This window comes from Frigidibacter sp. MR17.24, assembly GCF_037095655.1.
Taxonomy (GTDB): Bacteria; Pseudomonadota; Alphaproteobacteria; order Rhodobacterales; family Rhodobacteraceae; genus Frigidibacter.
This window is the reverse complement of sequence record NZ_JBAWKE010000002.1, coordinates 392,088-417,383: the sequence shown is the minus strand read 5'-3', so window position 1 is coordinate 417,383 and position 25,296 is coordinate 392,088. Positions and strand designations below refer to the sequence as shown.

Here is a 25,296-nt window from a genome sequence, read left to right as displayed (position 1 = left end):
CCGTTCTAAGTATGAGCAGAGACATTCGACATATTGCGGACTTTAGATCGCTAGACTCATACAGGGTTATCGAGGCGCTCGCCGGCGACCCTTATGGCGTGGTCATCCCTGCGCTGGAAGACAAACTTTCAGTAGCTCGTAATCTGAAGAACCAACTGATTGCTATGGATGCTCAGGCGCGGATATTGGCGGCCATCGATGGCGCTCCGAAAGGCATTGTCTACATATCTGCAGTGGCAGAACAGCTCGATGGCCTGATCTCTTTGCTGGTCTCTGACTGTGCAATGCTCAGGTCTCTCAAGACGTCGCCGGAGAGGGTCTACGACCGCGTCGATGAGATGCTGGCCGGCATTCAATCGATGGCACTATCTCTAGACGTAAATCAAAGCCCCAATGATCTGCTTGCGGAATACGTTTCAGACCTGCGGGACGGGCTTAACCTCAAGGTGCGCTTGCAATGAAATTCACCCTCTCCTGGCTGAAGGACCATCTCGAGACCGAGGCGAGCCTCGACGAGATCCTCTATGCGCTGACCGACCTCGGGCTCGAGGTCGAGGAGGTCACGAACCCCGCCGCCAAGCTGGACACCTTCACGCTGGCGAAGGTCGTTCATGCCGAGCAGCACCCCGATGCCGACCGGCTGCGGGTCTGCCGCGTGATGACCGACGAGGGTGAAAAGCAGATCGTCTGCGGCGCCCCGAACGCCCGCGCTGGCATCACCGTCGTGCTGTGCAAGCCCGGCGACTACGTCCCCGGCATCGACACCACGCTCGGCGTCGGAAAGATCCGCGGCGTCGAGAGCCACGGCATGATGGCCTCGGAACGCGAGCTTGAACTCAGCGACGAGCACAACGGCATCATCGAGCTGCCCTCGGGCGAGGTCGGCCAGAAGTTCGTCGACTGGCTGGCCGCGAACCGCCCCGCCGCGGTCGATCCGATGATCTACATCAAGATCACCCCGAACCGCCCCGATGCGCTGGGCGTGCGCGGCGTCGCGCGCGACCTCGCGGCGCGGGGCCTTGGCACGCTGAAGCCTCTGACGGTCGAGCCGGTCGCGGGCGCGTTCCCGTGCCCGGTGCCGGTGACGCTGGCCCCCGAGGTCGCCGAAAAGGCCTGTCCGCATTTCCTCGGCCGGGTGATCCGCGGCGTGAAGAACGGGCCCTCGCCGGCCTCGCTGCAACAGCGCCTCACCGCGATCGGCCTGCGCCCGATCTCGACGCTCGTCGACATCACGAACCTCTTCACCTTCGACCTGAACCGCCCGCTGCACGTCTTCGACGCCGGCAAGGTCGCGGGCGGGCTCACCGTGCGCTCGGCGCGCGAGGGCGAGAGCCTCTTGGCGCTCGACGGCAAGACCTATGCGCTGAAGCCCGGCATGACGGTGATCGCGGTGGGCGACAAGGTCGAAAGCCTCGGCGCGGTGATGGGCGGCGAAGAGACCGGCTGTTCGGACGAGACCACCGAGGTCTTCCTCGAGGCCGCCTATTTCGACCCGATCCGCACCGCCACAACGGGCCGCGCGCTGCGGATCAATTCGGACGCGCGCTATCGCTTCGAGCGCGGGATCGATCCGCAGTTCACCGCCGAGGGCATCGAACTGGCGACGCGGATGATCCTCGATCTCTGCGGCGGCGAGGCCTCCGAGGTCGTGACCGCCGGTGCCGCGCCCGACACGACGCGGGCCTACCGCCTGGACACCGCGCGGGTGATCAGCCTCGTGGGGATGGAGATCGCGCCCGAGACGCAGCGCAAGACGCTGGAAGCCTTGGGCTTCACGCTTGACGGCGATATGGCGACGCCGCCCTCGTGGCGCCCCGACGTGCTGGGCGAGGCCGACCTGGTCGAAGAGGTCGCGCGCATCGCGTCCCTGACCAGGCTGGAAGGCAAGCCGATGGCGCGGGAAACCGCCGGCGTGCCGCAGCCGATCCTGACGCCGATGCAGATGCGCGAGAAGGCCGCGCGGCGGGCGCTGGCGGCGCTGGGCTACAACGAGTGCGTCACCTACAGCTTCATCGACGGGGCTTCCGCGGCGCTCTTCGGTGGTGGCTCCGAGGCCGTGCGGATCGAGAACCCGATTTCCTCGGAGATGACGCACCTGCGCCCCGACCTGCTGCCGGGGCTGCTGGCGGCGGCGGCCCGCAACCAGGCGCGCGGCTTCGCGGACCTCGCGCTGTTCGAGATCGGCCCGGTCTTCTCGGGCGGCGAGCCGGGCGAGCAGAAGCTGGCGGCCGCGGGCCTGCTGGTCGGCGCCTCGGCCCAGCGCGACACCTTCGGTTCGCGCCGTCCCGTCGACCTCTATGACGCCAAGGCCGATGCCGAGGCTGTTCTGTCGGCCATCGGCGCGCCTGCCCGCGTGCAGGTCACCCGCAAGGTGCCGGGCTGGTTCCACCCGGGCCGCTCGGGCGTGATCGCGCTGGGGCCGAACGCGATTGCGGTCTTCGGCGAGGTGCATCCGAAGGTGCTGCGCGAGATGGGCGTCAAGGGCCCGGCGGTGGCCTTCACCGTCCTGCCCGAGGCGGTGCCGTTCCCGAAGGTGAAGTCGGCCACCCGCCCGGCGCTGAAGCTGTCGGATCTTCAGGCGGTGGAGCGCGACTTCGCCTTCGTGCTCGATGCCCATGTCGAGGCGCTGACGGCGGTCAATGCCGCCACCGGCGCCGACAAGGCCCTGATCGAAAGCGTGCGCGTCTTCGACCAGTTCACCGGCGCCTCGGCCGAGGCGCAGATGGGCGCGGGCAAGAAGAGCCTTGCGCTGACCGTGCGGCTGCAGCCCGCCGGCAAGACCCTGACCGAGGACGACATCGCGGCCGTCTCCGCCAAGATCGTCGAGAAGGTGACCAAGGCCACCGGCGGCACCCTGCGCGGCTGACGGCGGGCTTGCCCGCCGGTCCGACCGGCCTAGCCTCTCCCGCAGGTCATGCGGGAGAGGGCGGATGGACAGGGTGACGGGCGGCTGCCTCTGCGGCGCGGTACGGATCGAGGCGCGGGGCCGGCCCGACCGGGTCGGCCTGTGCCATTGCCTCGACTGCCGCAAGCACTCGGGCGCGCCCTTCTACGCGGGGGCGGTGTTTCCGGTCTCAGCCGTGACCGTCACCGGCGAGACCCGCGACTGGCAGGGGCGGCATTTCTGCCCGACCTGCGGCGGCTCGGTCTTCGGCCGCACGGGCGACGAGGTCGAGGTGACGCTTGGCACGCTCGACGCGCCCGACCTCTTCGCCCCAAGCTACGAGCTGTGGTGCCGTCGCCGCGAAAGCTGGCTGCCCGACCTGCCGGGTTGCCGCAGGTTCGACCGCGACCGGCCCGAAGACACCCGCCCGCCGGCCGGCCCGCCCGGCGCGTGAAAGGCCCGGCCGCCCCCTCAGCGGTTGACGGTGTCGAGCGGGTAGACCGTGCTCGACTTCAGGCCCTCCATCGCGAAATGCGAGGTCAGGTTCTTGACCGGCACCGCGTCGGTCAGCGCCTTGTAGAACCGGTCGTACTCGGCCATCCCCGCCACGGTGACCCGCAGCAGATAGTCCATCTCTCCCGCCAGCCGCCAGGCCTGCATCACCTCCGGCAGCCGGGCGATGGCGCGACCGAAGGCGTCGCGCCAGTCGGGCGTGTGATCGGCGGCCTCGATGCCGACGAAGACGGTCAGGCCCAGCCCGATCCGGGCCGGGTCGACCACTGCGACGCGCCGCGTGATCACCCCCGCGGCCTCCAGCTTCTGGATCCGCTTCCAGCACGGGGTCTGCGACAGCCCGACCCGGTCGGCGATCTGCGCGATCGGCAGCGTCGCATCGGCCATCAGCTCTGACAGGATCTTGCGGTCGATCAGGTCCAGGTCGGTCATCACGCTCCTCCGGCAGGGCACGAGTCGGGAGCATGCCAGAAATTTTTTAAATGTCGACTGAGTTGGTAGTGATTTGTGCCGGGCGCGGCGGTCCGCCGCCGAGCACGTTGATTCCGCACCGCATCCGGGCTACGGGTGATAGATGATCACCCAGAAGGCCAAATATGCGCTCAAGGCGCTGATGGTGCTTGCCGACGAGAAGGCAGGCGACGGGTCCGCGTTGCGCATCGAAGAGATCGCCAAGCGGTCGGGGGCGCCGAAGCGGTTTCTCGAACACATCCTGCTCGAGATCCGCAATGCCGGGATCATCGCCTCGACCCGGGGCCGGGCAGGGGGGTACGAGCTGATCAAGCCCGCCGCCAGCGTACAGCTGTCCGAGATGCTGCGCCTGATCGACGGGCCGATCGCGCCGCTGCCCTGCCTGTCGCGCCGCGCCTACCAGCGCTGCGAGGATTGCTCAGACGAAAACAGCTGCCGGATCCGGCGCCTGTTCGCCGAGGTGTTCTGGTCCTACCTCGTTCTGATCGAGTCGCTGACGCTGGCCGATCTGGTCGCCCAGCCGGGCGTCGCCGAGACCGTCCTGCAGGCGCCCGCCGCCGAATAGGCGGAAAAATACGCTATATCAATGATTTGACACGTACCGGCCCGCGCGCGAGGGCAGGATATTCCCCTGCGGACCACGCCGGGAGAAATTTCCCCCTGCAATCACGACAAACTTTGACGTGTATATTCGCTTGAGAAACACGATCTGATCGGTCGTAATTACCCCATGCCCGGCACCCTGCCGGACCAGCATGGAGGCAAGGCGATGACGATCCAGACCACAGGGCACGCGACGGGCGCCGCCGCGCCGATCTACGCGATCCAGCTTGTCGACCGGCGCACGGGGCGCACGCACCGGGTGAACGGTCGCGCCCTCACGCTGTTCAGCCGCGACCCGGCGCTCGCGGTGGCCGAGCTGCTCGAGGGCCGCGACCGCCGGCACTGGCAGCCGCGGGTCGAGCCGCTGCAGACCCGCATCCGCTGAGGAGATCCCGATGAAACGATTTTCCCTGACCGCGCTCGCGCTGGTCACGCTCTCGCTGCCGACGCTCTCGCTGCCGGCACAGGCCCAGCAGCTGCTCAACGTCAGCTACGACCCGACGCGTGAGTTCTACCGCGCCTACAACGCCCTGTTCGCGGACCACTGGGCCGCCGAGGGCCACGCGGCGGCGCAGGTCCGCGCCTCGCACGGCGGATCGGGCGCGCAGGCGCGGGCGGTGATCGACGGGCTCGACGCGCAGGTGGTGACGCTGGCGCTGGCCTCGGACATCGACCGCATCGCCGCCGCCGGCAAGCTGCCCGCCGACTGGCAGGGCCGGCTGCCGCACAATTCCGCGCCCTACACCTCGACCATCGTCTTCCTCGTGCGCGAGGGCAATCCCAAGGGCATCCGCGACTGGGGCGATCTGGTGCAGGACGGGGTCGAGGTGATCACGCCCAATCCCAAGACCTCGGGCGGGGCGCGCTGGAACTACCTTGCCGCCTGGGCCTGGGCAGAACGGGACGGCCGCGATCCCAAGGCCTACCTGCACGACCTGTTCGCCCATGTGCCGGTGCTGGACACCGGGGCGCGCGGCGCGACGACGACTTTCGCCCAGCGCGGCCTCGGCGACGTGCTGCTGGCCTGGGAGAACGAGGCCTTCCTCGCGCTGCAGGAACTGGGCGAGGACAAGTTCGACATCGTCGTGCCCTCGGTCTCGATCCGGGCAGAGCCGCCGGTGGCGCTGGTCGAGGGCAACATCGCCTCGGACGACCAGCGCGCGCTGGCCGAGGATTACCTCGCCTATCTCTATTCGCCCGAGGCGCAGGCGCTGGCCTTTCGCAACTTCTTCCGCGCCTGGGACAGCTCGCAGGCCGAACCGGCGGATGTCGCCCGCTTCCCGGCGCTGGACCTGGTCAGCATCGACGACCTCGGCGGCTGGGCCAAGCTGCAGCCCGAGCATTTCGGCGACGGCGGCATCTTCGACCAGATCTATGCGGGGAAATGACATGCAGGGCGTTCGCCTTGTCGCCCGCTCGCCGATGCCCGGGCTCGGGCTGTCGGCCGGGATCACGCTGACGGCGCTGTCGCTGGTGGTGCTGCTGCCGATCGCGGCGCTGGTCGCGCGCGGGTTCGCGATGGGCCCGGCGCAGCTCTGGGCCGCGGTCGCGACCGAGCGCGTCGCCGCGGCGCTGGCGCTGTCGTTCCGGCTGGCGCTGCTCGCGGCCGGGTTCAACCTGGTGTTCGGCGTCGCGCTGGCCTGGGTGCTGGTACGCTATCGCTTCCCCGGCCGGCGGCTGATCGACGCCGCCGTCGACCTGCCCTTCGCTCTGCCGACCGCCGTCGCCGGCATCGCGCTCACCGCGCTTTATGCCCCGAACGGCGCCTTCGGGGCGCTGGCCGCCGACCTGGGCCTGCGCATCGCCTATACCCAGGGCGGGATCTTCCTCGCGCTCGTCTTCGTGGGCCTGCCCTTCGTCACCCGCACCGTCCAGCCGGTGATCGAGGATCTCGACCGCGAGGTCGAAGAGGCCTCGGCCACGCTTGGCGCCGGGCGGCTGCACACGCTGCGCCACGTCGTGCTGCCCGCGATCGCCCCGGCCGCGCTCACCGGCTTCGCGCTGGCGCTGGCGCGCGGCGTCGGGGAATACGGCTCGGTCATCTTCATCGCCGGCAACATCCCGATGCGGACCGAGATCGCGCCGCTGCTGATCGTGATCCGGCTCGAGGAATTCGACTATGGCGCCGCCGCCGCGATCGGGATCGCGATGCTGGTGATCGCCTTCGCCCTGCTGCTGGCGATCAACGCCACCCAGGTCTGGAGCCGCCGGAGGATCGGACATGCATGACACCGCCCCCACCCGCCGCCACAGCGCCACCGACGAGCCGCGGCCGGCGCGCCTTACGCTGATCATCCTGACCGTCGGGCTGCTCGCGCTCCTGCTGTTCGCGCCGCTCGCCACCGTCTTCGCCGGCGCCCTTGCCGAGGGGCTGTCCGGGCTTCGCGCCGCCCTGGCCGAGCCAGACGCCCGGGCGGCGATCCGGCTGACGCTCTGGGTCGCGGCGATCAGCCTGCCGCTGAACGCGGTCTTCGGGCTTGCCGCCGCCTGGGCGATCACCAAGTTCGACTTTCGCGGCAAGGCGGTGCTGATCACGCTGATCGACCTGCCGTTCTCGGTCTCGCCGGTGGTGGCGGGGCTCTGCCTCGTGCTGCTGTACGGCAGCCATGGCGCGCTCGGGCACTGGGCGGTCGCGCAGGGCGTGCCGATCGTCTTCGCGCTGCCGGGGATCGTGCTGGCGACGCTCTTCGTGACCTTCCCCTTCGTCGCGCGCGAACTGATCCCGGTGATGACCGAGCAGGGCCGGGCCGAGGAAGAGGCCGCGCTGACGCTGGGCGCCGGCGGCTGGCGGGTGTTGCGCACCGTGACGCTGCCCAACATCCGCTGGGCGCTGCTCTATGGCGTGCTGCTGTGCAACGCCCGCGCGATGGGCGAATTCGGCGCCGTCGCCGTCGTCTCGGGCCGGATCCGGGGCGAGACCGCGACGCTGCCGATCGCGATCGAGATGCTCTACAACGAATACCTCTCGACCGCCGCCTTCGCGCTGGCCGCGGTGCTGGCGCTGCTCGCGCTGGTGACGCTGGCCGTGAAGACCCTGCTGGAATGGCGCTTCGCCGACCAGCTTGCCGCAACCCTCCGCCGCTGAGGCCGCCCCATGCATATCGAGATCGACGACATCACCCGCAGCTACGGCGCCGCCGTCGCGCTGCACCCCGTCCGCCTCGCGATCCCCTCGGGGGCGCTGGTGGCGCTGCTCGGGCCCTCGGGCTCGGGCAAGACCACGCTTCTGCGGCTGCTGGCCGGGCTCGACTTTCCCGATGCGGGGCGGGTGCTGTTCGATGGCCGCGACGCGACCGGCCTTGCGGTGCAGGACCGGCGCGCGGGCTTCGTCTTCCAGTCCTACGCGCTGTTCCGGCACATGACGGTCTTCGACAACATCGCCTATGGCCTGCGCGCGCGCCCGCGCCGCGACCGGCCGGCCCCGGCCGAGATCGCGCGCCGGGTCGGGCGGCTTCTCGACCTGATCCAGCTGCCCGACATCGGCGGGCGCTACCCGTCGCAGCTGTCGGGGGGCCAGCGGCAGCGCGTCGCGCTGGCCCGCGCGCTGGCGATCGAGCCGCGGATGCTCCTGCTGGACGAACCCTTCGGCGCCCTCGACGCCCGGGTGCGCAAGGAGCTGCGCGCGGGCCTGCGCAGGATCCATGACGAGACCGGCCTGACCACCGTCTTCGTCACCCACGACCAGGACGAGGCGATGGCGCTTGCGGATGTCGTGGTGGTGATGTCGATGGGCCGGATCGAACAGGTCGGCCGGCCGCAGGACCTGCGCGCCCGCCCGGCGACAGACTTCGTTCGGGAATTCCTGTCAGCCTGAGCGGGTCGCGCGACATTCGCGCAGCCGGCCCGTTTCCGCCGGGGCGGCGCCACAATCCCGCCACCACGGTTTCCGAGGGTCGGCATCACACGTCAAGGAGGATTTCCCGTGTCCCTGTTCGCCCGTCTTCTCGCCGTCCTTCACCGCCACCACCCGGCGCCGCAGGACGATGCCTTCGGGGACCGGCTCAGCCGGCTGGTGACGGGCCAGCATCCGCGGCGGCAGGCGATGCGCGCCCGGCGCTGGCCAAGCCCGTTCAGAAGTCCGGCGTGACCTCGGGAAGCTTCAGCTCCTTCATCAGGTCGCGAAGTTCCTGCCGTGCGGCGACGTTCGAGATGTTCAGGTTCTCGACGCCGATGTCCTTGAGGTCCAGCAGCGTCAGCCCGCGCGGGAACAGCTCGCGGAAGATCACCCGCTCCGAGAAGCCGGGGGCGACGCGGAAGCCGATGCGCCGCGACAGCGAGGCGAGCGCCTCGCCCACCTTCTTCTTGTTGTGCATGTGCTGCGCGCCCAGACGGTTGCGCAGGACGATCCAGTCGATCGGCTTCAGCCCGGCCCGGGCCCGCAGCTGTCGGGCGTTCCAAACCATCTCGGAATAGATCGACGGGCCCAGCACCTTGCCCGAGTCGGGATCGGTGCGCGCCAGCAGGTCGAAGTCGATGAAGCTGTCGTTCAGCGGCGTGATCAGCGTGTCGGCCAGCGAATGCGCCACCTGGCTCAGCCGCGTGTGCGAGCCGGGGCAGTCGATCAGGATGAAGTCGCAGGTCTCGTCCAGCCCCGCCACCGCCGCCGACAGCCGCAGGTCGAAGATGTTCTCGTTCGGGCCGACCGTGGCCGGGTCGATCTCGGGCAGGTCGCGATAGTCCGGCGTCGGCAGCTCCAGCCCCTCGCGCGCCATGAAGGCGCGGCGGTTCTCGAGATAGCGCCCGAAACTTTTCTGCCGGACGTCCAGATCCAGTGCCCCCACGCTCCAGCCCATCCGCGCCAGCGCGGTGGCCACATGCATGCTGGTGGTGGATTTACCCGAGCCGCCCTTTTCGTTTCCGGTGACGATGATATGCGCCAAACCGAATCCCCCGATATCTGTCCCGTGTGTCCCTCACCCTGGGGGCAGACTATATGTGGGGGCTTCTTGAAAGGAAAGCCGAAGCCTGTGGGCAAGTCGGGGTTTCATCCGGCCTGCGACATCCGTGCCGCGCCCCAGCCGCTGCGCGGATCTTCGCGCGCGTGGTCGATCATGTCGCGCAGCATCTGGCTCACATGGGCGTCGGTCAGCGCATAAAGCACGTGGCGCGCCCGCTTTTCCCCGCGCACCAGCCGCGCCGCGCGCAGCAGGCGCAGGTGGTGGCTGACCAGCGTCTGGCTTGCCCCGGTCGCCGCGGCGATGGCGCCGACGGGGATCGGCCCGTCGAGGCAGGCGATCAGGATCCGCAGCCGCGTCGGGTCGCCCAGCAGCCGGAACATCTCGGCCATGAGCGGGATCTCGTCCTCTGCCGCCGCGCCGGTCACGAGGCGCGCTTTCCGATCCGGCAGGCGACGCCGGGCTGCTCGTCGATCTCGATCGTGCTGTGGCCGATGTCGAACCGCGCCTGCAACGCCTCGCGCACGCTCGCCTTGACGGTGAAGGGATCGGCCCCCTCGGCCACGCCCAGATGCAGCGTCGCCGCCGACTTGCCCGAGGTGATCGACCAGACATGCACGTGCTCGACGAAGGCGACGCCGCCAAGGGCGGCAAGGTGGCCGCGCATCGCCTCGGTGTCGACGCCTTCGGGCGTCCCCTCCATCAGGATGTTCATCGAGGCGCCCAGAAGCGCCCAGCCCGACCGCAGCACCAGCACCGACAGCACCAGCGACAGCACCGGGTCCAGCACCGTCCAGCCCGTCAGCCAGATCCCGATCGCCGCCGCGATCGCCGCGACCGACCCCAGCAGGTCGCCCATCACATGGACCATCGCGCCGCGGATGTTGACGTGGTCGCGCTGCCCGCGCGACAGGATCCAGAACACCCCGACGTTCACCCCGAGCCCGGCCACCGCGACCCAGAACATCGGCCCCGACAGCACCGGCTGCGGCACCAGCATCCGGTTCACCGCCTCCCAGGCGATCCAGGCGGTCAGGGCGATCAGCACCAGCGCGTTGACGAAGCCCGCCAGCACCTCGAGCCGGTGATAGCCATAGGTCTTGCGGCTGGTCCGTCCGCGTCGGCCGAAGCGGAACGCGGCCCAGGCCAGCGCCAGCGCGGCGGCGTCGGTCAGCATGTGCCCGGCATCGGCGATCAGCGCGAGCGAGCCCGACATCAGCCCGCCGACCACCTCGGCCAGCATGAAGCCCGCGGTGACCAGCGCGGCCGCCAGCACCACGCGCTCGTTGCTGTCGGTCAGCGTCGGGGCATGGCTGTGGCCCGGGCCATGGTGGTGCCCGTGATCGTGGCCGCCATGGTCATGGTCATGGTCATGGTCATGGTCGGCCTGCCCGTGGCCGCACCGGTGGTCGTGGCGGTGGCCGTCGTCATGGGCATGGGCGCGGTGCCGTGGCGCGTGGTCGTGGGGCATGGTCTCGCTGCGGGGTTGATGCATGAACATCTGTTCATGCATTGCGCCGATGTGCAACCGCCGGCGCGCCCCGATGTGGGAGAGGGGGGAGAACGAAAAAGGCGCGCCCGGGGGCGCGCCTTTCCTGTTCGCTGCGGCGGCGGCTCAGAAGCCGAGGCCGGCGTACTTGTTCTTGAACTTCGACACGCGGCCGCCGGTGTCCATCAGGCGTGCCGAGCCGCCGGTCCAGGCGGGGTGGGCCAGCGGGTCGATGTCGAGCGACATGGTGTCGTTCTCTTTGCCCCAGGTCGAGCGGACCTGATAGACGCTGCCGTCGGTCATCTTCACGTTGATGAAGTGATAGTCGGGGTGGATGCCGTCACGCATGGGTCAGCTCCTCACTCGGCCTTGGGCTTGTAGTTGGTGTCTTCGGCGATACGGGCCGACTTGCCGCGGCGCGACCGCAGGTAGTACAGCTTGGCACGACGCACGCGGCCGCGACGGACCACTTCGATCGAGTCGATGTTGGTCGAGTACAGCGGGAACACGCGCTCGACGCCTTCGCCGAACGAGATCTTGCGCACGGTGAACGAGGCCGAGATCGTCGCGCCGCCCTTGCGGGCGATGCACACGCCCTCGTAGGCCTGCACGCGCGAGCGGGTGCCTTCGGTCACCTTGTAGCCGACGCGGATCGTGTCGCCGGCCTTGAAATCCGGGATGGTCTTGCCGAGGGCGGCGATCTGCTCGGCCTCGATCTGGGCGATAAGGTTCATCGCCAGTCTCCTTGTTTGCTCGCGGTGTTGTCCGCGAAGGTGAGGCGTCCTCAGAGCTCTCGGTCTTCATCCGGGTCCGTGCCGTGCCGTGCACACCACGCCCGCCAGAGATCAGGACGGCGTTCTTTCGTCAGCCGTTTGGCCATGTCCCGCCGCCAGTCGGCAATTCGCGCATGGTGACCGGATTGAAGAACTTCCGGGATCGCGCGGCCATTCCAGACGGTGGGTCTTGTGTACTGGGGATGTTCGAGCAGGCCGTCCGAAAAGGATTCCTCCTCGGTCGACGCCTGATTCCCAAGCACGCGCGGTATAAGCCGGACCGTCGCGTCGATCAAGGCCTGTGCCGCGATCTCGCCCCCGGTCAGGACGAAGTCGCCAAGGCTGATCTCCTCGACCCCGAAGGCCTCCAGCACGCGCTCGTCCACGCCTTCGAACCGGCCGCACAGCAGCGTGACGCCCTCGGCGCGCGACAGCCGCTGCGCCGTGGCCTGGTCCAGCCTGCGGCCGCGCGGCGACAGGTAGATCACCGGCCAGTCGGTGCGGTCGCGCGGCGTGCCCTCCTGCGCGTCCGCCAGCGCCCGGCCCACCACGTCGGCGCGCAGCACCATGCCGGCGCCACCGCCCGCGGGCGTGTCGTCGACATTGCGGTGCCGGCCCTCGCCGTAGGGGCGCAGGTCGATGGTCTCAAGCCGCCACAGCCCCATCTCCAGCGCCTTGCCGGTCAGGGATTCGCCCAGGATGCCCGGGAAGGCGCCCGGCACCAGCGTGATCACCTTCGCGGTCCAGCTGTCCTTGACCCGCGGCGGCCCGTCCATGAGCGAGCGCGGCTGCGCCGAGGCCGTGATCGAGACCCGGCCATGCGAGCGCAGCGCCTTGGGCGCGGGCGGGGTGGGCGGGGCCGGCGGGGTGGGGATGTCGTCGGTCATCAGATCTCTTCGGGAAGATCGGCGATGATCCGGCCGGCGGTCAGGTCGACCGTCGGCACCGCCTCGCGCGTGAACGGGATCAGCAGCGGCTGGCGCCGGCCGGGGCCGAAGACCTCGAGGAAATCGCCCGCGCCGTGGTTGTGCACCGCCCGCACCGTCCCCAGGGCCACGCCGCCGACGTCCAGCACCGGCAGGCCGATCAGGTCGGCATGGTAGAATTCATCATCGGGCAGCGAGGGCAGCTTCTCGCGGTCGGCCCAGAGCGTCACGCCCTTCAGCGCGTCGGCCTGCTCCTTGGTCGCGACGCCGCCCAGCCGGGCGCCCAGACCGCCGGTCACCGGCCGCGTGAGCTTGACCGAAAAGACCTTGCCGCCATCCTCGGAATAGAGCGGCGCGTAGTCGATGATCGCCTCGGGGTCGGCGCAGAAGCTTTTCAGCCGCACCTCGCCGTTGACGCCGAAGGCGCCGGCGATGGCCCCCACGCAGACCCGGTCCTGTTTCGCCATGTCGTTCCTCGCCCGCCTTGGTTCAGCGCGTCTCGATCGCCGGCAGTCCCCGGCGGGTTTCCCAGCCGAGCTTCTCCAGCTCGGGGCGGTCGTCCTCGGCCTCGGGGAAGCCGATGCAGAGATAGCCGATGAAGCGCCAGCCGTCAGGCACTTTCAGGTCGGCCGCCAGCCGCGCGGGGTCGAGGATCGACACCCAGCCCAGCCCCAGCCCCTCGGCCCTGAGCGCGAGCCACAGGCAGGTGATCGCGCAGACGACCGAATAGGCCCGGGTCTCGGGCATCGTCCCGGCGCCAAGCCCGCGGCCCTTGGCCGTGCCCTCGTCGCACCAGACCGCCAGCTGCACCGGCGCCTCGCGCAGCCCCGCCAGCTTCAGCCGGGCGTAAAGGTCGGCGGCATCGGGCGCCTGCCGGGCCAGCGCCGCGGCATTGGCCTGCTCGAAATTGGCAAGCGCCGCGGCTTTCGCCCCGGCGCTGTCCACGCGGATGATCCGCCAGGGCTCCGACAGCCCGACCGAGGGCGCGCCGGCAAAGGCCCGCAGGCCCTGCGCAAGCGCCGCCTCGGGGACCGGGTCGGGGCGGAACCGCCGCACGTCGCGCCGCCAGTGGAAAAGCCGGTGCAGCTCTTCCACGAAGGCGGGCGCGAAGGGGGCGGGACCGCTCAAGTCCCTGCTCCGAAGCCGATCACTCGGCCGCGGCGGCCTCGGCCTTCTTCGCCTTCTCGGCGGCGCGGGCGGTGGCCTTCTTGCCGGGGACGGCGGCCTTGGGGTTGTTGCGGGTGGCCTTCTCGCGCACGCCGGCAACCTCGAGGAAGCGCGCGATGCGGTCGGTCGGCTGGGCGCCCTGCGACAGCCAGTACTGCACGCGCTCCATGTTCATCTGCACGCGGCGCTCGTCGTCCTTGGCCAGCAGCGGGTTGTAGGTGCCGAGCTTCTCGAGGAAGCGGCCGTCGCGCGGCATGCGCGAGTCGGTGGCGACGATGGCGTAGTGCGGGCGCTTCTTGGAACCACCGCGGGCGAGACGGATCTTCATGGACATGGGGTTTCTCCTTTGATCGGGTTGGCGGGCGACAGGCCCGTTATTTCTGCAGTTTCTCGTGATGCCTGATGACTTCGGAAATGATGAAGTTCAGGAATTTCTTGGCGAACTCGGGGTCGAGGTCGGCCTCTTCCGACAGCTTCTCCAGCCGGGCGATCTGCACCGCCTCGCGCGAGGGGTCCGAGGGCGGCAGGTCGTGCTCGGCCTTCAGCCGGCCCACGCCCTGGGTGTGCTTGAAGCGTTCGGCCAGCGTGTAGACGAGGATCGCGTCCAGCCGGTCGATCGACTCGCGGTGGCCTTGCAGCAGCTGGGCGGCGCGGGCGACGGCGTCAGTCATGGCGGGTCTCCGGGGCAGGGGCCGGATGTCTGAACACCAGGCAGGGCTTGTCGCCCGGGTGGGCGGCGTTCGGGTCCTCGACCGCGCCAAGCCGGCGGGCAAGGGCGATCGAGCGGTCGTTGGCCGGATCGATGTAGCTCACGGCCGTGTCCCAGCCGAGCGCGCCGAAGGCGTGGTCGCGCGCGGCGCGGGCGGCCTCGGCGGCAAAGCCGCGGCCCTCGGCGGCGGGCGACCACAGGTTCCAGCCCAGCTCGCGCTCGGGCCAGCCCTCGGGATACCAGGCGCCGGCCATGCCGAGCGGCCGGTCCGACCCCTTCTCGGTGAAGACGAAGCTGCCGAAGCCGCGCATCGCCCACATGCCGATGACATGGCCGAAGGCGCGGAACGCCTGTGCCCGGTCCTGCGGCCCGCCGATGAAGCGCGCGCGCTCGGTGGTGACGAACTCGGCCCAGAACGGCCAGTCGCCGCCCTGCGGCGCCCGCAGCACGAGGCGCTCGGTCTCGAGGACCGGGGTGGGGGACAGCGCGACGGTCATTTCTTCTTGCCGAAGCCCCCGAAGCCCGACAGCCCGCCGCCCAGGCCCGACAGGCCCGGCGGCAGCGGCGCCTTCGACAGGTCGGGGCCGCCGCCGGCCATCCGCTCGCCCATCTGGCCCTGCAGCGCCTTGGCGGCCTCTTCCATCTCGGCCGGGTTCATCTTCGACAGGTCCTTGGGCAGGCCGCCCGGCATCTTGCCGCCGAACATCTGCATGGCCTGCTTGAGCATCCCGCCCTTGCCCATCTTGCCAAGCTTCTTCATCGCGTCGGCCATCTGCTTTTGCTGCTTCAGCAGCCGGTTCAGCTCGGCCACGTCAAGGCCCGCGCCGGCGGCGATGCGCTTCTTGCGGCTGGCCTGCAGAAGGTCGGGGTTCGCCCGCTCCTTCTTGGTCATCGAGTTGATCAGCGCGATCTGGCGGTGGATCGCCTTGTCGTTCATGCCGGCGGCCTCGGCCTGCTTGGCCATCTTGCCCATGCCCGGCATCATGCCCATGACGCCCTGCATGCCGCCCATCTTGAGCATCTGCTCGAGCTGGCCCTTGAGGTCGTTCATGTTGAAGAGGCCCTTCTGGAACCGCTTCATCATCCGCTCGGCCTGCTCGGCCTCGAAGGTCGCCTGCGCCTTTTCCACGAGGGCGACGATGTCGCCCATGCCCAGGATCCGGCCCGCGACCCGCTCGGCCTCGAAGGTCTCGAGCGCGTCCATCTTCTCGCCGAGGCCGACGAAGCGGATCGGCTTGCCGGTGATCGCGCGCATCGACAGTGCCGCACCACCGCGGCCGTCGCCGTCCATCCGGGTCAGCACCACGCCCGAGATCCCGACCTTGCCGTCGAATTCGGTCGCGACGTTCACCGCGTCCTGCCCCGTGAGGCCGTCGACGACCAGCAGCGTCTCGCGCGGCGCGGCGACGTCGCGGACCGCCTGGACCTCGTCCATCAGCACTTCGTCGATGTGCAGCCGGCCGGCGGTATCCAGCATGTAGACGTCGTAGCCGCCAAGCGTCGCCTGCTGCTTGGCGCGCTTGGCGATCTGGACGGCGTTCTCGCCCTTGACGATCGGCAGGGTGTCGACGCCGATCTGGGTGCCCAGGATCGCCAGCTGCTCCATCGCCGCCGGGCGGTTGGTGTCCAGCGACGCCATCAGCACCCGCTTCTTGTCGCGGTTCTTCAGCCGCAGCGCGATCTTGGCGGTGGTGGTGGTCTTGCCCGAGCCCTGCAGGCCGACCATCAGGATCGGCGCGGGCGGGTTGTCGATCTTCAGCACGCCCGGGTCGGCATCGCCCTTCAGCACGCGGATCAGCTCGTCATGGACGATCTTCACGACCTGCTGGCCGGGGGTGATCGACTTGGTGACGGCGGCGCCGGTCGCCTTGGCGGTCACGGCCTTGACGAAGGACCGCGCGACCGGCAGCGACACGTCGGCTTCCAGCAGCGCGACGCGCACCTCGCGCAGCGCGACCTCGACGTCTTCGGCCGACAGCGCACCCTGCTTGGTCAGCCGGTCGAAGACACCGGAGAGCCGGTCGGAAAGGTTCTCGAACATGGCGGCGCTCCTTGGCCCGATGCGTTGCGACGTGCCGCCGATGTAAGGCGACGGTGAGGAAATCCCCAGCCCTTCCTTGCGGAAACGATCAAAGCGAAGCGGCGCCCGTGGGCGCAACGCGCTGACGGACGGCGATCCCCCCGGATACGGGATGGGACCGGAAGCGTGACACTTCCGGGGAATTGGCGCGGGGCATAGCCGGGGCGGGGAGGGGAGTCAAGTCTTGCGCCGGCCTCCCCCAGCCTTGCTCCTGCGGGACAGCTTTGCGATAAGCGCGGCAACCGCCGTCCGGCGGACAGACGTCAGGGGAGAGCCCATGTCCTTTCGCGCGCGCCACCTTCTTGGCATCGAGCACCTGGCCCCAGACGAGATCGTCACGGTCCTCGACCTTGCGGACCAGTATGTCGAGCTGAACCGCCGCACGGTCAAGCGCACCGACGTGCTGGCCGGCATGACCCAGATCAACATGTTCTTCGAGAATTCGACCCGCACCCAGTCCAGCTTCGAGCTGGCGGGCAAGCGGCTGGGCGCAGATGTCATGAACATGTCGATGGCCTCGTCGTCGGTGAAGAAGGGCGAGACGCTGATCGACACGGCGCTGACGCTGAACGCGATGCATCCCGACCTGCTGGTGGTGCGCCACGGCTCGTCGGGCGCGGTCAACCTGCTGGCGTCCAAGGTCAACTGCGCGGTGCTGAACGCGGGCGACGGCAAGCACGAACACCCGACCCAGGCGCTGCTCGACGCGCTGACGATCCGCCGCGCCAAGGGCCGGATCCAGCGCCTGACCGTCGCGATCTGCGGCGACATCTCGCATTCCCGGGTCGCGCGCTCGAACCTGCTTCTGCTGGGCAAGATGGAGAACCGCGTGCGTCTCGTCGGTCCGCCGACGCTCATGCCCGCGGGCGTGGCCGAGTTCGGCTGCGAGGTCTATGACGACATGACCGAGGGGCTGAAGGGCGCCGACGTGGTGATGATGCTGCGCCTGCAGAAAGAGCGGATGGACGGCGGCTTCATCCCGTCCGAGCGCGAGTATTTCCACCGCTACGGGCTCGATGCCGAAAAGCTTTCGTATGCGAAGGAAGATGCGATCGTCATGCACCCCGGCCCGATGAACCGCGGGGTCGAGATCGACGGCACCATCGCCGACGACATCAACCGCTCGGTGATCCAGGAACAGGTCGAGATGGGCGTCGCGGTGCGCATGGCCTGCATGGACCTGCTTGCGCGCAATCTGCGCACCGAGCGCGGCCGCGCCGCGGCCGGGGTCATGGTCTGATGGCCGACTGGCTTGCCGCCACCTTCGCGCCGCTCGACGCGGGCGCCCCGCTCTGGGCGCCCTGGGTCGCGCTTGGCGCGCTCGCGCTGGTGGCGCTCGCTCTCCTGCTCTGGCGCCGCGGCGCCGCGCTCGCCGCGGCCACGACCGAGGCGCGGCGCCTGGCCGTGCTGCTGTCCGAGCGCGACGCCCGCGCCCAGGCCGAGGCGGTGGAGCGTGCGGGCCTCGATGCCCGTCGCGACGCCGATCTCGACGAGGCGCGCCGCCGCATCGCCGCCGGCGAGGCCGCGTTGGCCGAGGCGCGCCAGCTGACCGACACGCTGCGGCGCGAGCAGGAGAAGCGGCTGAACGACGCCGCCGACCGCTATGCCGGCTCGGAACGCAAGCTGGCCGCGCTGATCGCCCAGACCGGCGAGGAACGCCGCGCCGCCGAGGAGAAGATCGCGCTGGTCAGCCGGATGCGCGACGACATGGCCCGCAGCTTCAAGGAGCTGGCCGACGCCTCGCTCAAGGCCACGAACGAGGAGCTGACCAAGGCCAGCCGCGAGCGGCTGGAGCAGGCGCTGAACCCGCTCAAGGAACACGTGACCCTGTTCCAGACGGAACTCCGCGCCGTGCACGAGGGGGCCCTGCGCGACCGCCAGGCGCTGAAATCCGAGATCGAGGCGCTGACGAAGCGCTCGGAAGAGGTCTCGAAGGAAGCGACCGCGCTCACCCGCGCGCTCAAGGGCGACAAGCAGCGCCAGGGCGCCTGGGGCGAGATGATCCTCGAGACGCTGCTCGAACGCTCGGGCCTGCGCAACGGCGAGGAATACGTCACCCAGACCAGCCACGGCACCGAGGACGGCGGCCGCCTGCGCTCGGACGTGATCGTCAACATGCCCAACGGCTCGGCGCTGGTCGTGGACAGCAAGGTCTCGCTGATCGACTACGAGGCCGCGGTGAATGCCGAGACCGACGAGGACGCGCTGGCCGCCCGCCGCCGCCACGTCGTCGCGCTGCGCCGCCACATCGACACGCTGGGGTCGAAGAACTACCAGCACTACGCCGGCGTCACCGTCGACTACGTGGTGATGTTCGTCCCGATCGAGGGCGCGCTGTCGGAAGCCCTGCGCGAGGCGGGCGACCTGACCCAGTACGCGATGGACCGCAACGTCACCATCGCCACGCCGACGACGCTGATGATGGCGCTGCGCACCGTCGCCAGCTTCTGGACCATCGACCGGCGCAACCGCAACGCCGAAGAGATCGCCAAGCGCGCGGGCCTGCTTTACGACAAGGTCGCGGGCTTCACCGAGGCGATGGAGAAGGTCGGCGGCGCGCTGACCAGCGCCCAGTCCGCCTATGGCACCGCGCTTGACCGGCTCAGCCGCGGCAACGGCAACGTGCTGGCGCAGGTCGACATGCTCAAGCGTCTCGGGGCCCGCGCCTCGAAGCAGCTGAAGACCGAGTTCGAACCCGAAGACGATGCCGTGCTGACCGACGAGACCCCGCCGGGGCTCGACAGCCTGCCTGCCGCCAACGACCGCCCCGCCGAGTGAGGCCCCGGATGATCCACATCGAAAACGCCCGCCTGATCGACCCCGAGGCCCTGAGCATCCGCGACGGCTCGGTGACGCTGCAAGACGGCCTGATCGTCGCGATCGACGCCCCCGCGCCCGCGGACGCGCAGGTGATCGACGCCCGCGGCAAATGCCTCGCGCCCGGGATCGTCGATCTGGGCGTCAAGATCGGCGAGCCGGGCGAGCGCCACAAGGAAAGCTTCCGCTCGGCCGGCCTCTCGGCCGCGGCGGGGGGGGTGACCACGATGATCGTGCGCCCCGACACCACGCCCGCGCTCGACAGCCCCGAGATGCTGGAATTCGTCACCCGCCGCGCGGCCGAGGCCTCACCGGTGCGCATCCGCCACATGGCGGCGCTGACCAAGGGCCGCGAAGGCCGCGAGATGACCGAGATCGGCTTCCTGCTCGACGCGGGCGCGGTGGCCTTCACCGACTGCGACCACGTGGTCGAGAACACCAAGGTGCTCAGCCGCGCCTTCACCTATGCCAGGTCGCTGGGCGCGCTGGTGATGGCCCATCCGCAGGACCCGGGCCTGTCGGCCGGCGCGGCGGTGACCAGCGGCAAGTTCGCGTCGCTGCGCGGTCTGCCGGGCGTCTCGCCGATGGCCGAGCGCATGGCCTTCGACCGCGACATGGCGCTGGTCGAGATGACGGGCGTGCGCTACCACGCCGACCAGATCACCTGCGCGCGCACGCTGCCGGCGCTCGAGCGGGCGAAGAAGAACGGGCTCGACGTCACCGCGGGCGTGTCGATCCACCACCTGACGCTGAACGAACTCGACGTCGGCGACTACCGCACCTTCTTCAAGGTCAAGCCGCCCCTGCGCGGCGAGGACGACCGGATCGCGGTGGTCGAGGCGGTGGCCACCGGGCTGATCGACATCATCAGCTCGATGCACACGCCGCAGGACGAGGAATCGAAGCGCCTGCCCTATGAAGAGGCCGCGAGCGGCGCCGTGGCGCTGGAGACCTTCCTGCCCGCGGCGATGCGCCTGTGCCACGCCGGTCTGATCGACCTGCCGCGGCTGTTCCGGGCGATGGCGCTGAACCCGGCGCGCCGGCTGGGCCTGCCGCAGGGGCGGCTCGCCGCCGGCGCGCCCGCCGATCTGGTGCTGTTCGACCTCGACGCGCCCTTCGTGCTCGACCGCTTCACGCTGCGCTCGAAATCCAAGAACACCCCCTTCGACGGCGAGCGGATGGAGGGGAAGGTGCTTGCGACCTTCGTCGCCGGCCGGCAGGTCTTCGGCGCGGGCGCCTTCGCGCAAGAGGCCGCCTGATGCCCGTGATCACCTCGGACCCCCTGTCGCTGATCCTGACCGCGATCCTCGCCTATGCGCTGGGATCGGTCGCCTTCGGCCTCGTGATCACCCGCGCCTTCGGGCTGGGCGACCTGCGCGCCATCGGCTCGGGCAACATCGGCGCGACCAACGTGCTGCGCACCGGCAACAAGCCCGCGGCGCTGCTGACGCTGCTGCTCGACAGCGGCAAGGGCGCGATCGCGGTGCTGGTGGCGCGCGCGCTGGTGGGCGAGGACGCGGCCCAGCTTGCCGGCTTCGCGGCCTTCCTCGGGCATTGCTTCCCGGTCTGGCTGCGGTTCAAGGGCGGCAAGGGCGTCGCGACCTTCCTCGGCACGATGCTGGCGCTTGGCTGGCCCGTCGGGCTCGCGGCCTGCGCGCTGTGGCTGGCGGCGGCGCTCGCGTTCCGCATCTCCTCGCTCTCGGCGCTGATCGCCTCGGTGCTGGCCGCGCCGGTCGCGGCGGCGCTCGGACGGGGCGAGATGGTGGTGCTGATCCTCGCGCTGGCCGCGCTGGTCTGGATCCGCCACCTGCCCAACATCAAGCGCCTGCTCGCGGGGACGGAGCCGCGGATCGGCAAGAAGAAACCCTGACCGTCCGACCGCGGCGCCGGGGGAGGGGCGCCCGGGTCGGGCATCTGACCGGAGTGCGCACATGCCGCCGTTGCTGGCCGCGATCCTCACCATCTTCCTCTTCCAGCTCGGCGGCGAAGTGCTGACGCGCTTTGCCCACCTGCCGATCCCGGGGCCCGTGATCGGCATGGTCGCGATGGCCGCGGGCTTCGTGCTCAGCCCGCGGCTGCTGGCGCTGGTGCGTCCGGTGGCGCAGACGCTGCTGGGGCACCTGTCGCTGCTGTTCGTGCCGGCAGGCGTCGGCATCGTCAGCCAGATCGACGTGATCCGCCAGCAGGGCGTGGCGCTGATCCTCGCGCTGGTCGTCTCGACGCTTCTGGCCATCGCCGTCGGCGCGGTGGTGTTCGAACTGGTGGCCCGGGCCACCGGCAACCCGCCCCCCGAGGGCGCGGAGCGGCGCAAATGATCGATGCCGCCCTGATCTGGTCCTACCTGACCCAAGGCTCGCTGATCTGGCTGACGGCGACGATCCTGGCCTTCGTCGCCGGCGACTGGTGCTTCCGCCGCACCGGGCGTGCGCCCTGGGCGAACCCGGTGATGCTGGCCATCCTGATCATCGGCGCGCTGCTGCTGGGAACCGGCACGCCCTACACGACCTATTTCGAGGGCGCGCAGTTCGTCCATTTCCTGCTGGGGCCGGCCACCGTCTGCCTCGCGCTGCCGCTCTACCTCAACCTCGGGCACGTGCGCCGCGCGGCGCTGCCGATGATCGCCGCGCTGCTCGCGGGGTCGGCCACGGCGGTGGTCTCGGCGCTGGCGATCGCCTGGGCGATGGGAGTGCGCGGCGGGGTGCTGGCCTCGCTTGCCCCGAAGTCCGCCACCGCGCCGGTCGCGATCGGGATCTCGCAGCAGCTGGGGGGCGAGCCCACGCTGACGGCGGCGCTGGTGCTGCTGACCGGGATCATCGGCGCGATCGCGGTGACGCCGATGCTGAACGCGCTGGGCCTGACCGACTGGCGCGCGCGCGGCTTCGCGACCGGGGTCGCGGCCCATGGCGTCGGCACCGCCCGCGCGCTGCAGGTCAACGAGACGGCGGGCGCCTTCGCCGGCATCGGCATGGCCCTGAACGCGGTGCTGACCGGCATCCTCGCGCCGCTGGTGCTGCACCTGTTCCAGTAGATCGATCGAAGGGGCCGATCGGTTCGGCCCTTCCGATCACCGCAACCGATCGGTCACAGCTTGCGCAGCGGGTCGCCGTTGCGGATCTCGCCCTCGGTCACGATCTCGCACAGCACGCCGCGCAGCCGCAGCGCGGGATGGCCGGGCGCGACGATCCAGTCCTTGGCGGCCTGGCCATAGCGCACCTTCCACTTCACGCAGCCGTCGTTGAACACCGACGACACCCTCAGCACCGCGCTGCCGGCCTGCAGCAGCGTGCCCTCGGGCAGGTTGGCCTCGGACATGTCGAGATCGGCGATGAAGGTGTCGCCGGGATGCGGCGTGCCCTCGCGGTCGCGCCAGACCAGGTCCATCACCCGCCGCGGCAGGATCGAGACCTGGATCCGCGGGTCGGGGCTGCCGTCGGCAAGCGTCATCCAGGGCGCGGCCAGCCAGCGTTCGGTCTCGCCCTCGGGCGAGAGCACGCCGCGCTCCGGCGTCAGGCGCAGGCTGTCGGGGAACCGGCGCTGGTTGTAGGCGGGGCGGAAGCAGATCCGCTCGATCCGGGCGGCGTCCTTCGGCGCGGCAAGGACATGGGGCAGCGCGGCGTCAAGCGCCTCGCGCGTCACGGGATCGGTCGCGGGATCGGTCATGGGCTGAGTTCCGAGAGAAGGGCAGGGGTGGGCCAGGCATCGGCGGGCAGGCCAAGGCGCAGCTGCTCGGCCTGGACGGCGGCGCGGGTGCGGGCGCCGAGGATGCCGTCGATCTCGCCGACGTCATGGCCGCGCGCGGCCAGCCGTTCCTGCAGGCGGCGCATCGCGGCGGCGTCGAGCCCGGGGGCGGGGCGGCGCGCGTCGAAGACCCCGGCGCCTTCGAGACGGGTCGCGAAATAGGCGGCGGTGGTGACGTAGACGAAGCTCTGGTTCCAGTGGAACAGCACGCGGAAGTTCGGATAGGCGAGGAAGGCCGGCCCGTCGCGGCCCATCGGCAGCAGCAGCGAGGCCGGCAGCTCGTGCGCGGCGGTCGATGCGGCGGCGCGCAGGGTGACGCCGCGGTCGCGCCACTCCTCGACCGGCAGCGCGGTGTCGAGCCCGGTCTGCGACCAGTCGAACTCCGGGTCGTCGGGCAGCACGACCTCCTGCAGCCAGGGTTCGCCCGGCCGCCAGCCGATGTCGGCCAGCTTGGCCGCCGCCGAGACCAGCGCATCGGCCGACGAGGTCTTGAGCCGGACATGCCCGTCGCCGTCGCCGTCGCGGCCATGAGCGAGGATGTCGGCGGGCAGCATCTGCACCTGCCCGATCTCGCCCGCCCAGGCGCCGGTGGTGGCCTGGGGATCGAAATCGCCGCGGCGGTACAGCGCGATCGCCGCCAGCACCTGCGGCCGGAACAGCGCCGGGCGGCGGCAGTCATGCGCCAGCGTCATCAGCGCGTCGCGGGTGTTGAAATCGCCCTGCACCTGGCCGTAGTCGGTCTCGAGCGCCCAGAACGCCAGCAGGACCCCGCGCGGCACGCCGGTCTCGCGCTCGATCCGGTCGAACAGCGCGGCATGCGTCTCGGACATCCGGGTGCCGCGGGTGACGCGGTCGCGGCTGATCACGGCCCGGGCGAAATCGATGAAGCTTTTCTGGAACACGCCCTGCGCGCGGTCGGCGCGCAGCACCCGCGCGTCGTCGCGGCTGCCGCGGAAGAAGGCGCCCAGCTGCGCGGGCGTCGCGCCCTCGGCCGCGGCCTCGTCCTGCAGCCCCTGGACGAAGGCACCCCAGGGCCCGCCGCAGGGCGCCGCCGCCGCGGGCGGGGGCGAGAGCAGGCAGGCCAGCAAGGGGGCGAGGGCGAGGGCGGTGCGGCGCATGATGGCGCGACGCTAGCGCCGGGTCCGCGCGCGGACAATCGCCGATCGCCGCCCCGGCGCCGAAATGCGGCGCTCAGCCCAGCGCGGCGCGGTCGTGGGGCGCGTCGAAGTCCAGCACCGGGTTGATCGGGATGATCCGGTTCGGATTGATCGTGTCGTGGCTGTAGTGGTAGTGGCGCACGATATGGGCCAGATCGACCGTGGCCGCCACGCCCGGGGTCTGGAAGATGTCGCGGGTATAGGCCCAGAGCGCGGGGTAGTCGATGATCCGGCGCCGGTTGCACTTGAAGTGCAGGTGATAGACCGGATCGAACCGCACGAGGGTGGTGAACAGCCGGATGTCGGCCTCGGTCATCTGCCCGCCGACCAGCCAGCGCCGGCCCGACAGCCGGTCCTCCAGCCAGTCGAGGCTGTCGAACAGCGCGTGCACCGCCGCATCGTAGGGGGCCTGACGGGTGGCGAAGCCCGCCTTGTAGACGCCGTTGTTGACGGTGTCGTAGATGCGCGCGTTCACCGTCTCGATCTCGGGGCGCAGCGCCTCGGGCCAGAGGTCGGCGGTGTTGCCGGTCAGCCCGTCGAAGGCCGAATTGAACATCCGGATGATCTCGGCGCTTTCGTTCGACACGATGGTGCCCTGCGCGCGGTCCCACAGGATCGGCACGGTGACGCGCCCCGAGATGCCGGGCTCGGCCCGCGTGTAGATGTCGCGCAGGAAGGGCAGGCCGAACTGGCGGTCACCGGTGGCGCCGGGGAAGTCGGTGGCGAAGGTCCAGCCGTCGTCGAGCATCTCGGGATGCACGACCGAGACGTCGATCAGCCCCTCGAGACCCTTCAGCGCGCGGAAGATCAGCGTGCGGTGCGCCCAGGGACAGGCGAGCGAGACATAGAGGTGATAGCGCCCGGCCTCGGCCGCGAAGCCGCCCTTGCCCGAGGGGCCGGGGGCGCCGTCGGCGGTGACCCAGTTGCGGAACTTGGCGGTGCTGCGCTCGAACGCGCCGCCGGTCGCCTTTGTGTCGTACCATTCCGAAGACCAACGACCGTCGATGAGCTGACCCATGGGAGCCTCCTTGCCTTGGCGCTGGGAGCTAGGGCGGGCGGCGTCGGCGGAAAACC

General features: G+C 70.2%; 32 protein-coding genes. 16 read left to right on the top strand and 16 right to left on the bottom strand.

Annotated elements, in window-relative coordinates; translation table 11 throughout:
• Positions 1–11: 11 nt before the first annotated feature.
• The 3 genes from V8J39_RS09255 (at position 12) to V8J39_RS09245 (ending at position 3,338) form a co-directional block, all read left to right on the top strand.
• Positions 12–461 (top strand): hypothetical protein, encoded by a 450-nt coding sequence (locus tag V8J39_RS09255; RefSeq protein WP_336460601.1) that lies wholly within the window; start codon positions 12–14, stop codon positions 459–461.
• Positions 458–2,866, top strand: a complete 2,409-nt coding sequence (gene pheT, locus V8J39_RS09250; protein WP_336460600.1) for a phenylalanine--tRNA ligase subunit beta — start codon at positions 458–460, stop codon at positions 2,864–2,866. Before V8J39_RS09255 ends, pheT begins: the two co-directional genes overlap by 4 nt.
• Positions 2,867–2,930: 64 nt before the next feature.
• The gene (locus V8J39_RS09245; RefSeq protein ID WP_336460599.1) at positions 2,931–3,338 is read left to right on the top strand and encodes a GFA family protein; all 408 of its coding nucleotides are present in this window, start codon (positions 2,931–2,933) and stop codon (positions 3,336–3,338) included.
• Positions 3,339–3,355: 17 nt separating this feature from the next.
• Here V8J39_RS09245 and V8J39_RS09240 read toward each other — a convergent pair whose 3' ends face one another.
• Positions 3,356–3,829 (bottom strand): Lrp/AsnC family transcriptional regulator, encoded by a 474-nt coding sequence (locus tag V8J39_RS09240; RefSeq protein ID WP_336460598.1) that lies wholly within the window; start codon positions 3,827–3,829, stop codon positions 3,356–3,358.
• 142 nt (positions 3,830–3,971) lie between these two features.
• Here V8J39_RS09240 and V8J39_RS09235 point away from each other — a divergent pair, with 142 nt between their 5' ends.
• The 7 genes from V8J39_RS09235 to V8J39_RS09205 all read left to right on the top strand — a co-directional run bounded on the left by V8J39_RS09235 (position 3,972) and on the right by V8J39_RS09205 (position 8,558).
• Positions 3,972–4,433 carry an RrF2 family transcriptional regulator gene (locus tag V8J39_RS09235; RefSeq protein ID WP_336460597.1) on the top strand — a complete coding sequence of 154 codons (462 nt, stop codon included), beginning with the start codon at positions 3,972–3,974 and terminating at the stop codon, positions 4,431–4,433.
• Positions 4,434–4,637: 204 nt separating this feature from the next.
• The gene (locus V8J39_RS09230; RefSeq protein WP_336460596.1) at positions 4,638–4,856 is read left to right on the top strand and encodes a hypothetical protein; all 219 of its coding nucleotides are present in this window, start codon (positions 4,638–4,640) and stop codon (positions 4,854–4,856) included.
• A gap of 10 nt (positions 4,857–4,866) precedes the next feature.
• Complete coding sequence (locus tag V8J39_RS09225) at positions 4,867–5,859, top strand: sulfate ABC transporter substrate-binding protein (protein WP_336460595.1); 993 nt, start codon at positions 4,867–4,869, stop codon at positions 5,857–5,859.
• Position 5,860: 1 nt separating this feature from the next.
• A complete protein-coding gene (gene cysT, locus V8J39_RS09220) occupies positions 5,861–6,700 on the top strand; it encodes a sulfate ABC transporter permease subunit CysT (protein WP_336460594.1) in 840 nt (279 codons plus the stop codon).
• Complete coding sequence (gene cysW / locus V8J39_RS09215) at positions 6,693–7,556, top strand: sulfate ABC transporter permease subunit CysW (RefSeq protein ID WP_336460593.1); 864 nt, start codon at positions 6,693–6,695, stop codon at positions 7,554–7,556. The genes cysT and cysW overlap by 8 nt, the downstream gene beginning before the upstream one ends.
• 9 nt (positions 7,557–7,565) lie before the next feature.
• Positions 7,566–8,285: a sulfate/molybdate ABC transporter ATP-binding protein gene (locus V8J39_RS09210; RefSeq protein ID WP_336460592.1), complete on the top strand. Its 720-nt coding sequence runs from the start codon at positions 7,566–7,568 to the stop codon at positions 8,283–8,285.
• Between the two features lie 108 nt (positions 8,286–8,393).
• Positions 8,394–8,558 carry a hypothetical protein gene (locus V8J39_RS09205; protein WP_336460591.1) on the top strand — a complete coding sequence of 55 codons (165 nt, stop codon included), beginning with the start codon at positions 8,394–8,396 and terminating at the stop codon, positions 8,556–8,558.
• Here the strand turns inward: V8J39_RS09205 and V8J39_RS09200 are convergent.
• The 12 genes from V8J39_RS09200 to ffh form a co-directional block, all read right to left on the bottom strand.
• Positions 8,542–9,351: a division plane positioning ATPase MipZ gene (locus tag V8J39_RS09200; RefSeq protein ID WP_336460590.1), complete on the bottom strand. Its 810-nt coding sequence runs from the start codon at positions 9,349–9,351 to the stop codon at positions 8,542–8,544. The genes V8J39_RS09205 and V8J39_RS09200 overlap by 17 nt on opposite strands.
• 104 nt (positions 9,352–9,455) lie before the next feature.
• Positions 9,456–9,794 carry an ArsR/SmtB family transcription factor gene (locus tag V8J39_RS09195; RefSeq protein ID WP_336460589.1) on the bottom strand — a complete coding sequence of 113 codons (339 nt, stop codon included), beginning with the start codon at positions 9,792–9,794 and terminating at the stop codon, positions 9,456–9,458.
• Positions 9,791–10,861 carry a cation diffusion facilitator family transporter gene (locus V8J39_RS09190; protein ID WP_336460588.1) on the bottom strand — a complete coding sequence of 357 codons (1,071 nt, stop codon included), beginning with the start codon at positions 10,859–10,861 and terminating at the stop codon, positions 9,791–9,793. Before V8J39_RS09190 ends, V8J39_RS09195 begins: the two co-directional genes overlap by 4 nt.
• A 120-nt stretch (positions 10,862–10,981) precedes the next feature.
• Entirely contained in the window at positions 10,982–11,203 is a 222-nt protein-coding gene (gene rpmE / locus V8J39_RS09185; protein WP_336460587.1) for a 50S ribosomal protein L31, read from the bottom strand.
• A gap of 11 nt (positions 11,204–11,214) precedes the next feature.
• The gene (gene rplS / locus V8J39_RS09180) at positions 11,215–11,589 is read right to left on the bottom strand and encodes a 50S ribosomal protein L19 (protein WP_336460586.1); all 375 of its coding nucleotides are present in this window, start codon (positions 11,587–11,589) and stop codon (positions 11,215–11,217) included.
• 50 nt (positions 11,590–11,639) lie between these two features.
• The gene (trmD, locus tag V8J39_RS09175) at positions 11,640–12,515 is read right to left on the bottom strand and encodes a tRNA (guanosine(37)-N1)-methyltransferase TrmD (RefSeq protein WP_442902569.1); all 876 of its coding nucleotides are present in this window, start codon (positions 12,513–12,515) and stop codon (positions 11,640–11,642) included.
• The gene (rimM, locus tag V8J39_RS09170) at positions 12,515–13,021 is read right to left on the bottom strand and encodes a ribosome maturation factor RimM (RefSeq protein ID WP_336460585.1); all 507 of its coding nucleotides are present in this window, start codon (positions 13,019–13,021) and stop codon (positions 12,515–12,517) included. Before rimM ends, trmD begins: the two co-directional genes overlap by 1 nt.
• 22 nt (positions 13,022–13,043) lie before the next feature.
• Entirely contained in the window at positions 13,044–13,682 is a 639-nt protein-coding gene (gene bluB, locus V8J39_RS09165) for a 5,6-dimethylbenzimidazole synthase (protein WP_442902568.1), read from the bottom strand.
• Between the two features lie 19 nt (positions 13,683–13,701).
• Positions 13,702–14,055, bottom strand: coding sequence for a 30S ribosomal protein S16 (gene rpsP / locus V8J39_RS09160; RefSeq protein ID WP_336460584.1), 354 nt, complete (start codon positions 14,053–14,055; stop codon positions 13,702–13,704).
• 40 nt (positions 14,056–14,095) lie between these two features.
• On the bottom strand, positions 14,096–14,392 hold the full coding sequence (locus V8J39_RS09155; RefSeq protein WP_336460583.1) for a chorismate mutase: 297 nt from the start codon (positions 14,390–14,392) through the stop codon (positions 14,096–14,098).
• Entirely contained in the window at positions 14,385–14,927 is a 543-nt protein-coding gene (locus V8J39_RS09150; protein ID WP_336460582.1) for a GNAT family N-acetyltransferase, read from the bottom strand. The genes V8J39_RS09155 and V8J39_RS09150 overlap by 8 nt, the downstream gene beginning before the upstream one ends.
• On the bottom strand, positions 14,924–16,471 hold the full coding sequence (ffh, locus tag V8J39_RS09145; protein ID WP_336460581.1) for a signal recognition particle protein: 1,548 nt from the start codon (positions 16,469–16,471) through the stop codon (positions 14,924–14,926). The genes V8J39_RS09150 and ffh overlap by 4 nt, the downstream gene beginning before the upstream one ends.
• 316 nt (positions 16,472–16,787) lie before the next feature.
• Here ffh and V8J39_RS09140 point away from each other — a divergent pair, with 316 nt between their 5' ends.
• The 6 genes from V8J39_RS09140 to V8J39_RS09115 all read left to right on the top strand — a co-directional run bounded on the left by V8J39_RS09140 (position 16,788) and on the right by V8J39_RS09115 (position 22,355).
• Entirely contained in the window at positions 16,788–17,750 is a 963-nt protein-coding gene (locus V8J39_RS09140) for an aspartate carbamoyltransferase catalytic subunit (RefSeq protein ID WP_336460580.1), read from the top strand.
• Entirely contained in the window at positions 17,750–19,288 is a 1,539-nt protein-coding gene (gene rmuC / locus V8J39_RS09135; RefSeq protein ID WP_336460579.1) for a DNA recombination protein RmuC, read from the top strand. The genes V8J39_RS09140 and rmuC overlap by 1 nt, the downstream gene beginning before the upstream one ends.
• Positions 19,289–19,296: 8 nt before the next feature.
• Positions 19,297–20,586, top strand: coding sequence for a dihydroorotase (pyrC, locus tag V8J39_RS09130; RefSeq protein ID WP_336460578.1), 1,290 nt, complete (start codon positions 19,297–19,299; stop codon positions 20,584–20,586).
• Positions 20,586–21,197, top strand: a complete 612-nt coding sequence (plsY, locus tag V8J39_RS09125) for a glycerol-3-phosphate 1-O-acyltransferase PlsY (RefSeq protein ID WP_336460577.1) — start codon at positions 20,586–20,588, stop codon at positions 21,195–21,197. Before pyrC ends, plsY begins: the two co-directional genes overlap by 1 nt.
• 61 nt (positions 21,198–21,258) lie before the next feature.
• The gene (locus tag V8J39_RS09120) at positions 21,259–21,642 is read left to right on the top strand and encodes a CidA/LrgA family protein (RefSeq protein ID WP_336460576.1); all 384 of its coding nucleotides are present in this window, start codon (positions 21,259–21,261) and stop codon (positions 21,640–21,642) included.
• The gene (locus V8J39_RS09115; RefSeq protein ID WP_336460575.1) at positions 21,639–22,355 is read left to right on the top strand and encodes an LrgB family protein; all 717 of its coding nucleotides are present in this window, start codon (positions 21,639–21,641) and stop codon (positions 22,353–22,355) included. The genes V8J39_RS09120 and V8J39_RS09115 overlap by 4 nt, the downstream gene beginning before the upstream one ends.
• A 53-nt stretch (positions 22,356–22,408) precedes the next feature.
• Here the strand turns inward: V8J39_RS09115 and V8J39_RS09110 are convergent, their stop codons facing one another.
• From V8J39_RS09110 to V8J39_RS09100, 3 genes are all read right to left on the bottom strand, one after another.
• Positions 22,409–22,987, bottom strand: coding sequence for a hypothetical protein (locus V8J39_RS09110; protein ID WP_336460574.1), 579 nt, complete (start codon positions 22,985–22,987; stop codon positions 22,409–22,411).
• Positions 22,984–24,183 (bottom strand): lytic murein transglycosylase, encoded by a 1,200-nt coding sequence (locus V8J39_RS09105; RefSeq protein ID WP_336460573.1) that lies wholly within the window; start codon positions 24,181–24,183, stop codon positions 22,984–22,986. The genes V8J39_RS09110 and V8J39_RS09105 overlap by 4 nt, the downstream gene beginning before the upstream one ends.
• Before the next feature lie 73 nt (positions 24,184–24,256).
• Positions 24,257–25,240 (bottom strand): glutathione S-transferase family protein, encoded by a 984-nt coding sequence (locus V8J39_RS09100; RefSeq protein WP_336460572.1) that lies wholly within the window; start codon positions 25,238–25,240, stop codon positions 24,257–24,259.
• Positions 25,241–25,296: the final 56 nt, after the last annotated feature.

Bases quoted from the DNA above. Each gene is read 5' to 3' on its own strand.
- V8J39_RS09255 (WP_336460601.1), top strand. From the start codon at position 12: ATGAGCAGAGACATTCGACATATTGCGGACTTTAGATCGCTAGACTCA.
- pheT (WP_336460600.1), top strand. From the start codon at position 458: ATGAAATTCACCCTCTCCTGGCTGAAGGACCATCTCGAGACCGAGGCG.
- V8J39_RS09245 (WP_336460599.1), top strand. From the start codon at position 2,931: ATGGACAGGGTGACGGGCGGCTGCCTCTGCGGCGCGGTACGGATCGAG.
- V8J39_RS09240 (WP_336460598.1), bottom strand. From the start codon at position 3,829: ATGACCGACCTGGACCTGATCGACCGCAAGATCCTGTCAGAGCTGATG.
- V8J39_RS09235 (WP_336460597.1), top strand. From the start codon at position 3,972: ATGATCACCCAGAAGGCCAAATATGCGCTCAAGGCGCTGATGGTGCTT.
- V8J39_RS09230 (WP_336460596.1), top strand. From the start codon at position 4,638: ATGACGATCCAGACCACAGGGCACGCGACGGGCGCCGCCGCGCCGATC.
- V8J39_RS09225 (WP_336460595.1), top strand. From the start codon at position 4,867: ATGAAACGATTTTCCCTGACCGCGCTCGCGCTGGTCACGCTCTCGCTG.
- cysT (WP_336460594.1), top strand. From the start codon at position 5,861: ATGCAGGGCGTTCGCCTTGTCGCCCGCTCGCCGATGCCCGGGCTCGGG.
- cysW (WP_336460593.1), top strand. From the start codon at position 6,693: ATGCATGACACCGCCCCCACCCGCCGCCACAGCGCCACCGACGAGCCG.
- V8J39_RS09210 (WP_336460592.1), top strand. From the start codon at position 7,566: ATGCATATCGAGATCGACGACATCACCCGCAGCTACGGCGCCGCCGTC.
- V8J39_RS09190 (WP_336460588.1), bottom strand. From the start codon at position 10,861: ATGCATCAACCCCGCAGCGAGACCATGCCCCACGACCACGCGCCACGG.
- rpmE (WP_336460587.1), bottom strand. From the start codon at position 11,203: ATGCGTGACGGCATCCACCCCGACTATCACTTCATCAACGTGAAGATG.
- rplS (WP_336460586.1), bottom strand. From the start codon at position 11,589: ATGAACCTTATCGCCCAGATCGAGGCCGAGCAGATCGCCGCCCTCGGC.
- trmD (WP_442902569.1), bottom strand. From the start codon at position 12,515: ATGACCGACGACATCCCCACCCCGCCGGCCCCGCCCACCCCGCCCGCG.
- rimM (WP_336460585.1), bottom strand. From the start codon at position 13,021: ATGGCGAAACAGGACCGGGTCTGCGTGGGGGCCATCGCCGGCGCCTTC.
- rpsP (WP_336460584.1), bottom strand. From the start codon at position 14,055: ATGTCCATGAAGATCCGTCTCGCCCGCGGTGGTTCCAAGAAGCGCCCG.
- V8J39_RS09155 (WP_336460583.1), bottom strand. From the start codon at position 14,392: ATGACTGACGCCGTCGCCCGCGCCGCCCAGCTGCTGCAAGGCCACCGC.
- V8J39_RS09150 (WP_336460582.1), bottom strand. From the start codon at position 14,927: ATGACCGTCGCGCTGTCCCCCACCCCGGTCCTCGAGACCGAGCGCCTC.
- ffh (WP_336460581.1), bottom strand. From the start codon at position 16,471: ATGTTCGAGAACCTTTCCGACCGGCTCTCCGGTGTCTTCGACCGGCTG.
- V8J39_RS09140 (WP_336460580.1), top strand. From the start codon at position 16,788: ATGTCCTTTCGCGCGCGCCACCTTCTTGGCATCGAGCACCTGGCCCCA.
- rmuC (WP_336460579.1), top strand. From the start codon at position 17,750: ATGGCCGACTGGCTTGCCGCCACCTTCGCGCCGCTCGACGCGGGCGCC.
- pyrC (WP_336460578.1), top strand. From the start codon at position 19,297: ATGATCCACATCGAAAACGCCCGCCTGATCGACCCCGAGGCCCTGAGC.
- plsY (WP_336460577.1), top strand. From the start codon at position 20,586: ATGCCCGTGATCACCTCGGACCCCCTGTCGCTGATCCTGACCGCGATC.
- V8J39_RS09120 (WP_336460576.1), top strand. From the start codon at position 21,259: ATGCCGCCGTTGCTGGCCGCGATCCTCACCATCTTCCTCTTCCAGCTC.
- V8J39_RS09115 (WP_336460575.1), top strand. From the start codon at position 21,639: ATGATCGATGCCGCCCTGATCTGGTCCTACCTGACCCAAGGCTCGCTG.
- V8J39_RS09110 (WP_336460574.1), bottom strand. From the start codon at position 22,987: ATGACCGATCCCGCGACCGATCCCGTGACGCGCGAGGCGCTTGACGCC.
- V8J39_RS09105 (WP_336460573.1), bottom strand. From the start codon at position 24,183: ATGCGCCGCACCGCCCTCGCCCTCGCCCCCTTGCTGGCCTGCCTGCTC.
- V8J39_RS09100 (WP_336460572.1), bottom strand. From the start codon at position 25,240: ATGGGTCAGCTCATCGACGGTCGTTGGTCTTCGGAATGGTACGACACA.